General features: G+C 66.1%; 10 protein-coding genes. 7 read left to right on the top strand and 3 right to left on the bottom strand.

Features of this window, described 5'->3' with window-relative positions:
* The 6 genes from X803_RS20085 to X803_RS0113525 all read left to right on the top strand — a co-directional run.
* Window positions 1–1,140 (top strand): DUF3375 domain-containing protein (locus X803_RS20085; protein WP_035779119.1); only part of this gene is annotated, 1,140 nt, incomplete at its 5' end.
* Entirely contained in the window at window positions 1,137–1,880 is a 744-nt protein-coding gene (locus tag X803_RS20080; protein ID WP_253907477.1) for a DUF4194 domain-containing protein, read from the top strand. The genes X803_RS20085 and X803_RS20080, both read left to right, overlap by 4 nt.
* The gene (locus X803_RS20075; protein WP_051470763.1) at window positions 1,877–5,281 is read left to right on the top strand and encodes an ATP-binding protein; all 3,405 of its coding nucleotides are present in this window, start codon (window positions 1,877–1,879) and stop codon (window positions 5,279–5,281) included. Before X803_RS20080 ends, X803_RS20075 begins: the two co-directional genes overlap by 4 nt.
* Window positions 5,282–5,336: 55 nt before the next feature.
* Window positions 5,337–6,461, top strand: a complete 1,125-nt coding sequence (locus X803_RS0113535) for a Wadjet anti-phage system protein JetD domain-containing protein (RefSeq protein WP_026545542.1) — start codon at window positions 5,337–5,339, stop codon at window positions 6,459–6,461.
* Window positions 6,462–6,511: 50 nt separating this feature from the next.
* Complete coding sequence (locus X803_RS0113530) at window positions 6,512–6,778, top strand: type II toxin-antitoxin system Phd/YefM family antitoxin (RefSeq protein ID WP_026545541.1); 267 nt, start codon at window positions 6,512–6,514, stop codon at window positions 6,776–6,778.
* Window positions 6,775–7,173 (top strand): type II toxin-antitoxin system VapC family toxin, encoded by a 399-nt coding sequence (locus X803_RS0113525; RefSeq protein ID WP_026545540.1) that lies wholly within the window; start codon window positions 6,775–6,777, stop codon window positions 7,171–7,173. Before X803_RS0113530 ends, X803_RS0113525 begins: the two co-directional genes overlap by 4 nt.
* Window positions 7,174–7,199: 26 nt before the next feature.
* Here the strand turns inward: X803_RS0113525 and X803_RS0113520 are convergent, their stop codons facing one another.
* The 3 genes from X803_RS0113520 to X803_RS20065 are packed head-to-tail and all read right to left on the bottom strand — an operon-like array spanning window position 7,200 to window position 9,850.
* Window positions 7,200–8,441, bottom strand: coding sequence for an NYN domain-containing protein (locus X803_RS0113520; protein ID WP_026545539.1), 1,242 nt, complete (start codon window positions 8,439–8,441; stop codon window positions 7,200–7,202).
* Window positions 8,442–8,495: 54 nt separating this feature from the next.
* The gene (locus tag X803_RS21145; protein WP_216699066.1) at window positions 8,496–9,290 is read right to left on the bottom strand and encodes a maleylpyruvate isomerase family mycothiol-dependent enzyme; all 795 of its coding nucleotides are present in this window, start codon (window positions 9,288–9,290) and stop codon (window positions 8,496–8,498) included.
* A 26-nt stretch (window positions 9,291–9,316) separates the two neighbouring features.
* Entirely contained in the window at window positions 9,317–9,850 is a 534-nt protein-coding gene (locus tag X803_RS20065; RefSeq protein ID WP_162149235.1) for a TetR/AcrR family transcriptional regulator, read from the bottom strand.
* 161 nt (window positions 9,851–10,011) lie between these two features.
* Between X803_RS20065 and X803_RS0113505 the strand changes: the two genes are divergently transcribed.
* Window positions 10,012–10,257 carry a type II toxin-antitoxin system Phd/YefM family antitoxin gene (locus X803_RS0113505; protein ID WP_026545538.1) on the top strand — a complete coding sequence of 82 codons (246 nt, stop codon included), beginning with the start codon at window positions 10,012–10,014 and terminating at the stop codon, window positions 10,255–10,257.
* Window positions 10,258–10,326 lie beyond the last annotated feature (69 nt).

Here is a 10,326-nt window from a genome sequence, read left to right as displayed (position 1 = left end):
GCGCTCATGGCCATCCAGTTTGTCACCCAGCTCGCCGAGCCGCGCCAGGCGGTGACGGAATCCCGCCTGTCCAGCATTTTCACCGCGCTGCGGCAGCTGGCCCGGGACACCGACCCCAGCTCGGCGTCCCGGCTTGAAGCACTGCGGGCGGAGCAGGACCGTCTCACCGCCGATATCGAGCGGGTCCAGGCCGGAAACTTCGAGGTGCTCAGCACGGACCGTGCACTGGAACGCGCCACCGAATTGCTGCTGCTCGCCGATGAGCTGCCGAGCGACTTCGCCCGGGTCCGCGGTGAACTGGAGGCGATCAACCGGCAGCTCCGCGAGCGCCTCATCAGCCAGGAGGGATCGCGGGGCACGGTGCTGGAGGACATCTTCCGCGGTGTGGACCACCTCTCCGAGTCCGACGCCGGGCGCAGCTTCAACGGCTTCTTCTCCCTGATTCTCGACCCGGAACAGAGCACCGAGTTCGAGGAATCAGTGGGCAGGGTGCTGGACCGAGACTTCGCCGGTGAGCTGACGCCCCGTCAGACCCGCTTCCTGCGCCGTATGCTCCCCACCCTGCAGGATCTCAGCGGGGAGGTCCATGACGTCATGACGCACCTCTCCCGTAGCCTGCGGCGTTTTGTTCAGAGCCAGGAGCTGGAGGAGGACCGGCGGATCAACTCCCTCCTGCGGTCCACCCTCAAGGAAGGTGTTGAGCTGAGCAGCAGCGTCAGGGTGTGGCAGCAGACGGGTTTGAATCTCGACCTAACCTCTGTGCCGCTCGGCACCGTTGCAGCGTTCAGCCTCCATAACCCGGCAGATTCGGAAACCGTTGGAAGCATCGAGACCCAGGACGCGGCGCCGGTGGACCTGCGGGAGCTCCGGGAGCTCGCCCGCGCCTCGGAGATCGACATGAAAGAACTGATCTCCAACGTCAATGACGTGCTGGAGTGCCGCGGTGCCGTCACCATAGCTGAAATACTGGAGGAGCATCCGGCCACACAGGGAGTAGCCAGCGTCGTCGGTCTGTTGGTCCTCGCTGAGAACCAGGCCCGCGAGCTCAGCGGCGAGGAGCCGGTGAGCTGGAAGTCCTCGCAGGGCGTGGCCCGGCATGGCGTGGTTCCCCATTACCTCTTCACCCGGAAGGTGTCATGACCGCTTCCACTGAAACCAGTCTCCACCACGGCATGGAGGCGGGCCCGGAACGCCGGCCGGACAACACCGCGCTCTGGGACGGCGATACCGGTACCCTGCGCGATGCCTCCCGCCGCGCTCTGGTGCAGCTGCTGCGCGGACCGTTCCTCTCCGCCGAACGGCACGGCCATCTGTGGGCCGCCCTGCTCAATGACGAACCGGAGATCCGGTCGCGCCTCGCGGACGCCTACCTCGAACTGGTGGTCGACGTCGAGAGTCAGCTCGCTTTCGCACGTAACGTCCGCGTCCCGGATACGGATGCTCCCAAGGTGATGCGCAGCCACCCCCTGACGTTCATGGATACGGCCATGCTGCTGCATCTGCGCCAGCAGCTGCTGCACGGTGACGGCCGGGAGCGGGTAATTGTCGGAAAGGACGAGGTTGCGGACCAGCTGCAGGTCTACCGAGGGGCGACGGACTCGGATCCGGCGGGATTCGCCAAACGGATCAACTCCTCCTGGCAGAAGATGGTCACGTACGGCATCCTCGCGGCCACCAGTACCGAAGACCGCTTCGAGGTCTCCCCCGTGCTGCGACTGATTTTCGGCGCGGATGAGATTGCCGCCGTCCAGGCCGAGTACCGCAGGCTCGCGGCCCGCGGTACCGGCGACGCCGAGGACTCCGAAGCCTCCCGCGGTACCGGCGACGCCGACACTCCGGCCGAGGACGCCGCAACTGACGAAGAGGACGGCACAGCATGAGCACGGAAACCCTGCCCGGCCTCGAGTTCGAGGCCGGCACCGCTCCCCAGGACGATGCCGCCGCATCTGAGCGCACGCTCCCCGGACAGTGGCGCCTGGACGGCGTGGAGCTGGTGAACTGGGGGACGTTCCAGGGCCACCACACGGTGGACGTGGCGAGGGAAGGTTTCCTCATCACGGGCCACTCGGGTTCCGGAAAGTCTTCCCTCCTGGACGGCATCGCCGCCGTGCTGACTCCCCGGAAGTGGCTGCGGTTCAACGCCGCAGCACAGGATGCCTCCAGCCGCGGGGAAGACCGCTCGATAGTCAGCTACATCCGCGGCGCCTGGCGCAGGCAGGCCGATGAGGTCACCGGCGAGGTGGCCAGCGACCACCTCCGACCGGGTGCCACCTGGAGCGGCATCCTGCTGCGCTACCGAGATGGCCGCAGCGAAAACCCGGTGATCCTGGTCAAGCTGTACCACCTCAAGCGCGGCAGCAATTCACCCTCCGAGGTCAGCGAGCTGCACATCCTGCTGCAGGAGGACGCCTCCCTCCCGGACTTCCAGGAGTTCGCACGCAACGGCCTGGAGCCCCGCCGGATCAAGGCCGCCTGGCCCGAAGCGGGAATCGTCACGGACCAGCACTCCAGCTTTGCGCGCAGGTTCCGCAGCGTCCTCGGCATCGCCAGTGACAACGCGCTGCTGCTGCTGCACAAGACCCAGTCGGCCAAGAGCCTGGGCAATCTCGATGAGCTCTTCCGCAACTTCATGCTCGATGAGCCGGCGACCTTCCGACTGGCTAAAACCGCCGTCGAACAGTTCTCCGAGCTTGCCGAGGCGCACCGTCTGGTGGTGGACGCCCGGAGGCAGGTTGAGCACCTTCAGCCGCTGGTGCCGCTGTGCCGGCAGTATGAGGAGGGCACCGGCGTCATCGAGCACGCGGCCCGGCTGCGGCATGCCCTTGAACCCTTCAAAGACGCTTGGAAGCTGCGGCTGGCCGTGCAGGAGAAGGAAACGGCCGAGCACGGGCTGAAGATCGCGCAGGCAGAACTGAACCTGGCAGCGTCCGCCATCGAGGAGGCAGAGCAGGCTCACGCGCTGGCCCGCACCCAGGTTGAGAGCAGCGGCGGCGAGGCGCTGGCACAGCAGCGTGAATGGGTCTCCCTCGCCGAAGCGAAGGAACAGGAAGTACGACGCCGGCAGGCTGACCTTGAGCAGGAACTGGGCTCGGTGGGCATCACCTTCCCGGCCTCGCTGCCCGAGTTTGAGGAGTTGCGCTCCGCCGCCGAGCAGGAGCGCGCCGAGCTGGAATCAGCGCGGGCCAGGGGCGACAAGCAGCTCGACGAGCTCCGGAGCGCCCGGACCGACTTGGGTCGCCGACGCGACGCGCTTACGGGTGACATCCGCGCACTCCGCCAGCAGTCCTCCAACATGGACCGGCGCAACCTGCAGGCAAGGCAGAAGATCGCGCAGGCCACCGGACTTCCCACCTCGAGCCTGCCGTTCGTGGCGGAGCTGCTGCAGGTCAAGATCGGTGAAGCCACGTGGACCGGCGCGCTGGAACGCGTCCTGAAACCGCTGGCTACCATCATGCTGGTTCCATCCGTCCATGAAACTGCCGTCTCCGCGGCGATGAACAGCATGGATCTGGGGACGCGGATGGTGGTTGAGGTGGTGGGGCCTCGCGTGGAGGAGCCGCGCACCGCCCGGTCCGACCGCTCGCTGATCCACAAGCTTGAGGTCCGTGAGGGCGCCATGGCGGCCTGGATCCACAGCCAGCTGTCCCGGCTCTATGACTATGAGTGCGTGGAAGACCCCGCTGACTTGAAGCCGTTGGAAAAGGGCGTCACGCTGGCCGGGCAGGTCAAGCGTTCCCGTACCCGCTACGAGAAGGACGACCGACACCGGCTCGACGACCGCGAGTTCTGGATTCTTGGCTTCGACAACGAAGCCAAGGTCGAGCACCTGATCCGCCTGTTGCAGGACACGGTCCGGGACCTGGAGGTGGCGAACCGGGAGGTCCAGAAGGCCGAGCGGATGCGCGAGGCTGCGTTGGACCGCGTCCGCGCCTTGGAATCGCTGCGGCATCGCAGCTGGGATGACGTGGATGTGGCGGCGGCGGAGGAGCACCGCCGCCTGCAGCTCCAGCGCCTCGAAAGCCTGCGGGCAGCCAGCAGCGACCTCCGGCTCGCCGAAAAGGACCAGCAGAACGCAGCAGAACGGCTGCGTGCCGCGAAGGAACATGAGACCGCCAAGCGCACTGTGGTCGCCGAGGAGCACAGCCGGCTGAAGGAACTGGACCGGGTCATCACCGAACTCACCGCCGAAGCGCGAACCCCGGTCGACGACGCTGATGCGGATGAGCTGGAGCAGCGGTTCCACGGCGTCCGCCGCAGCATCACGCATGCGGAAATCGACGGCGTCGCACTTCGGGTCAGCGGGGCGCTGACCGAGGAGGAGAACGCTGCCCGCAAAGCCGTCCAGGCTGCGGAGCAGTCAATCACTGCGATCCAGTTTGCGTTCGTTGCCTCCTGGCGGGCGGTGGCGGGCGACCTCACCGCGGAGATCATGGACCGCGGCGGATTCCTCGACATCCTCGGAAAGCTGCGCGCGGACCGGCTGCCGGACTTCGAGCAGAAGTTCTTTGACCTGCTGGAAAGCCAGGCGCAGCGGAATGTCGGACAGCTGGCGAACGAGATCCGCCGAGCACCCGGGCAGATCCGGGAGCGGATCGACCCGGTGAACCGGTCGCTGCGCCGCTCCCCCTTCGATCAGGGCCGCTACCTGAAGATCATGGTCAAGGACAACAATTCCGACGCCAAGACCAAATTCATGCAGGATCTCCAGACCATCTCCGCCGGGTCCTGGGCCGAAGAAAGCCGCGAGGCTGCCGAGCAGAAGTTCGACGTGATGAACCGGCTCATGACGCGGCTGTCGTCGAGCGAGGCCGGAGACCGTGCGTGGCAGCGGCAGGTCCTGGACACGCGCCAGCACGTCCGCTTCACCGGCATGGAGCTGGATGAGGCGGGCACCACCGTCAACATCCACGATTCCAGTGCGGGTCTTTCCGGCGGGCAGCGGCAGAAGCTGGTGATCTTCTGCCTGGCCGCGGCGCTGCGGTACCAGCTGGCCGAGGATGAGGATGACATTCCGGGATACGGCACGGTGATCCTGGATGAGGCGTTCGACAAGGCGGACAGCGCGTTCACCCGGATGGCCATGAACGTGTTCCTCGAGTTCGGCTTCCACATGGTGCTGGCCACTCCCCTGAAGCTGCTGCAGACGCTGGAGGATTACGTCGGCGGGATAGCGCTGGTGGTGTGCCGGGACTTCCGGGATTCCCGGGTGGGCGTCGTGTCCATCGGCGACGGCGAACTGGCAGAAGCAGCCGGCGAACCTGCGGACGGATCTGGCGCCTGATGGGTCCGGAACGGCACAGCGACTGATGGCTGGTGTGGGAAGACCGTGGGTCAGCGTGGAGCAGGCGCGCACGACGGCGGCCGGCAAGTATGAGCGCAGTTTCGGTGAGTGGGCGGTGGGTGGTGGTGCCGCCGTCGTCGACTTCCCGCTGCATCCGCCCACTGAGCAGGCTGCGCTTGCCGGCCAGGGGGAGGCCATCGCGTGGGTTCGGTCCTGGCGGGAAGCGGGGCTGGGAGACGCGGTGGTGTGGGGCACGCGCCGTTGGGCGAGCCTTGGTGCTCAGCAGGTACCGGAGCGGCTTCGGTTGAACGGTGCCGGCGAGGTGGCCCGGTTTGCCCGGTTTGCCCAGCACTGGTCGCGGATCAGCGCGCGCGCCGAAACCCTGCTTGCCGCCTTTCCGTCAGATGCATTGGCCGATGCCGTGCGCCGCAGCGCCCGTCGGATTGCGGAGCTGGGCGACGCAGACTTCAACCGGCTGCTGCAGGTGCTGCACTGGCTCGAAGCAAACCCGCACTCCGGCCTGTACATCCGGCAGCTTCCGGTGCGGGGCGTGGACACCAAGTGGGTGTCGGCGCATCGTGGCCTGGTGGAGAAGCTCTTCGCCTCAGTGACGGGGCATGGTTCGCTCGGCCTGGGTGCGCCGCCGGTGCTGGTGCGGGTTCGGTTCCTGGACCCGGCCCTGAGTCCAGGCGGGCTGGTGGATGTCTCGGTACCGGTGGAGGAACTTGCGGCGCTGCAGATCCAGCCGCGGACCGTCTTCGTGTTTGAAAACCTTGAATCGGTGATCGCCATGCCGCCGGTCCCCGGTTCGGTGGTCCTTCATGGCTCCGGCTATGCCGTGGACCGGCTGGACCGCATCCCGTGGGCCCGCGATGGCCGGGTGGTCTACTGGGGCGACCTGGACTCCCATGGCTTTGCAATCCTGAATCGGGTGCGGTCGTTGTGCGCCGACGTTTCGACGGTCCTGATGGATCTGGAAACGCTGGAGGCGTATCAGGATCTGTGGGTTGAGGAACCCGTGCCGTCTACCGGGGTGTTCAGCCATCTCCTGCCTGCCGAGGAGCAGGTCCTGGAGGAGCTCCGGAAACGCGGCAACGTCCGCCTCGAACAGGAACGCATCGAGTGGAGTTTTGCGGCGGAGCGGCTGTTGGCGAGCGCTGGGTCTGCCACTGCCGGTTGAGCCGTTTCCACGAACAACCCGTAGTGCTACAGTTGCTACGGGAGGCAGTTATGACCACAATTCCGCACCGGGAGCTCCGGAATTCGAGCAGCAAAATCCTCGAACGGGTCCGAGCTGGTGAAACCATCACTGTGACAAATAACGGCGAGGCCGCAGCAACGCTCATTCCGCCGTCGCTGTCCCCGTTTGAACAACTGCTGTTGTCTGGAAACGTCCGGCCGGCTGGTACCGGCGCCGTGGACTTCCGCGCGATTCCGCGTGTTCAGCAGGGTGAGAACTCCGCGGATGTCCTTGCGGATCTCCGTGGCGACCGATGATTGTCTACGTTGACACCTCTGCTGCGCTCAAGCTGCTCATCGAGGAAACCGAGTCAGCGCCGCTCGCGGAGGAATTGACGGCAGCCGCTGCCCGGGGCGACCGGCTCATCTCCTCCATGCTCCTGTACACGGAGCTTCACTGCGCTGCTCGACGACGCGCGCGGCTGGCCCCGGAACTGGTGAACTCGGTGGTGAACTCAATCAGCCTTGTCGATGTCACACGCGCTGACCTGTTATACGCGGCCGCGCTCGCAGGTGGGCTGAGAAGCGCGGATGCGATTCACCTCGCGGCTGCCATTCGGTTACAGGCGGACACGCTCGTGGCATACGACGGCGAACTACTCACCGCCGCGGCGAGCGCCGGTCTGCGTACCCTCGCCCCCGGCCGGGGCTGATTCATGGAATGAAAGCGCGGTGATGTTTAGGTCGACGTCGCCAGCCCACCACCGGCCCACTCCCTCAGCGCCGCGGTCTCCTTCGCGTCAAGCTGCATGCCAGCAATGCGGCACATGGTCTCCACGTTGCGTACCCACACGGCGGCGAGGCTGGCCGCACTCGCACCGCCCGTGAGCGGAGTCTTGGCCGAGACCAGCCCCTGAATCACAAAGTTCACCGCGGACCGGGAAACCGGAGTGCCTGCCTCAACACACGCATCCCGCACCATTTTCGCCAGCTCATTCCGGTTGGTGGATTCGGAGGCGAGAGCCGCCATCGACGTGAAGAGCTGCCGGTACTGCACGGTGGACAGTTCGGGCGCATCCGTCACCCTGCAGACCTGCTGGCCGATCCGGGGCGCCGGAGATTCCGCGGCGCGAGGCAGGTCAGACTGGGAGAACCGCCGCGAGTCCCACACCCAGCCGGGCTGCGGCGTCGCCGAGTATTCGATCCCTCCACCGAGCTGCGAGATCCAGGTGCCGAACTTCCCGTGCCCGTCCCAATCGTTGGCGAGAAGCGGCTCAACTGCCGTCGCCCGGTGAGCGACGATCGCGCCCGCCACGGGACCCGGAGCGTGCTTGACGAAGCTCCGAACGGCTTCTTCGGCGGACTTGTGCGAAAGCTTGCTGGGGACGGAACTGGCGGGAGGCGCCGGTTGGCTCGCCGGACCACTTTGTGCCGCCGTGGACGCGTCGAGCATCGACACGAACTCGTAGGACTGGATGACCGCGTCCGCCATCTCCCGGTACGCTGCCGCAACGGCTCCCGCGACAATCACGGTGGTGCGCCGGTCCGCCGCCCGGAACCGCTGCACGAGGGACGTGAAGTCCGCGTCCGCGGAGGCAATGAAGAACTCCTCGATGTGCGACGCACCGGCGAGGACATCCACGGCATCGAGCACCAGGTTGATGTCCGTGCTGCTCTTTCCCTGCTGGGTCAGCGATGGGCAGTCGATCACCCGAAATCCGGCACGGGTCCAGAAGGAGCGGTACTTCGAGTAGATCGCGGGGTTCAGGTAGCAATTACGGATGAGGAACCGGCGCGCGCTCCGGCCCTCGTTGCCGTCCGCCGCCTCCGCGATTGCCTTGATCCAGTGACCCGGATCGGTGGCGAAACGCTCCGCCGACGCCGGGTCCAGCGCTTTCAACCCCGTATACACGTTGTCGAAATCGACAAAGACGGCGGCCCTCGAAGGAGGATCACTGTGAAGCGGGGAGGAATCCGGCATGCCGTAAGTGTTCCAGCCGGCCGCCAAACTGCCAACAGGTTTTCAGGGTTGGACTTAGAACGGTACGAAAGTCCGCAACAGGCCCTCCCTCGTGAATGATGACCGAGGCGCCCGCCCGGACAGGAGTCGGCAGAACTCGACCGCATCGAGCTCAAGCTCAGGACCGCCGTCGCCCTCGCTCCAGGTCCCGCCCGCCGGGCCGGTCAGCCGCAACCGGTAGGGCTGTCCGTGCCGACCCGCCCACTCACGGACCACGTCGTCGATCAGCACACCGTCGTGCTCTGCGGTGAGGACCATGTCCGAGCCGGTGGCGCGGCTGAGGTCGACGCGGTGCATCCACGGGTCCCGGGTGAGGACGATGTCCGTCAGGTATCCGATAGTCCACCATTCCGACACGCCCTCCAGCGACTGCTCCTCGGGCATCCGCAGCTTGCGGATGAAGGGCGGTATGCGGCGACGGCCACCTGCCGCTTTCGGCCCGATCGAGCGCAGCTCAGCGGTGAGTTGCTCCGGCGTCCTGTCCGCCCGCTCGGCCACCTGCAGGCCGGTGAGCGCGTCAATCCCTTCGACGCCCGTGCGCGCCACGATCTTCTTGGCGGCATTCATCTGCCGGTTGGTCTCCCACGGTGTGGCTGCCATCGCGGCCATCCCGCAGATGTGCGCCACCATGGCGCGGACGTCCCAGTCCGGGCAGTCGGTGGGCAGCGTCCACTGGTCCGGCGAAAGCCCGACGACGGCGTCAGCCACCCGTGCGTATTCGTCGCGTGCCAGCCGCATGGCAGTGCTGTGGTCCAGTGCGGGCCGGCGGGGGTGTTTCCGCGTGCCGGCCGGTGCGGTGGAAATGGTCATGGCTTTTCCTTGTGGAAGAAGAGTGGTCAGGGAAGGTCCAGTCCGTCGACGTACATGTCGACGGCGCGGTCCAGCAATTTCTCCCAGCGGTTGCCGCCGGGGTCGTTGGCCAGTTGGGCGTCGATGAGCCCGCCCAGCAGCGCGGTGTAGAGATCGATGTCTTCGGTCCGGGTGACCCCGTACGGGGCGAGTTCCTCGCGGAAGCGTTCCCACGCAGCGACCGACGGAGCGTAGGACTCAGGGGTCGGCTCGAAACCGGGGATGGTCCGCTGGTTCATGAGTTGCGCCCGGGGCGGATCACTCACGCAGAACTCGAAGAAGGTGCGTGAGTTCCACTTCAGGAAGTCGCGCAGGGACAGCATGGAGGCCTCGCGGATGCCCGCCTCCATGTGCTCGATGAGGTCCCGCCAGGCCTGCGCAAACATCGCATCGAAGATCGCGTTCCGGGATTCGAAGTGGGTATACAGCGACGGCGCCCGCATCCCCACGCGTGCCGCAACCTCCCGCAGGGTCACGGCGGCCAGCCCATCCTCGCGCGCGATTGACCAGGCAGCATTCACGATTTCCCGGCGGGAAGCTTTCCGCCGTTCGGCCAACCTATCGCGAGTAGGATTTCCTAACACAGTTAGGATTATGCGCTTGTGGAGGTTACCCGTCAATGGGGGGGGACACATAGTGCGACGACCGTAGTCCGCTGTAGCAAAAACACTATACTTATCCCATGAAAACCATTGCTCAACGGGAACTGCGCAACGACAACGCGAAAGTGATCGACGCTGTCCGGGCCGGCGAAACTTTCATCATCACGCGCAATGGCGAACCCGTCGCCGAGCTGGTACCGGTCAGGGCCGGCCGACGCGTGTTCGTTCCCCGCAATGAATTAGCGGCCCTCGCGGGATCGGGCGTCCGGATTGACCGGCATCAGTTTCGCGCTGATCTCGACCAACAGATTGATCAGAGCCTGTGACCGCCACACGGGGCCTTCTCGATACGTCGGTGGTCATCGACTGGCATGACCCCGCCGTTGCGGCAGCTC

This window comes from Arthrobacter sp. 35/47, from assembly GCF_000520475.1.
GTDB lineage: Bacteria > Actinomycetota > Actinomycetes > Actinomycetales > Micrococcaceae > Arthrobacter_D > Arthrobacter_D subterraneus.
This window is presented reverse-complemented; position numbering and strand designations above follow the sequence as displayed.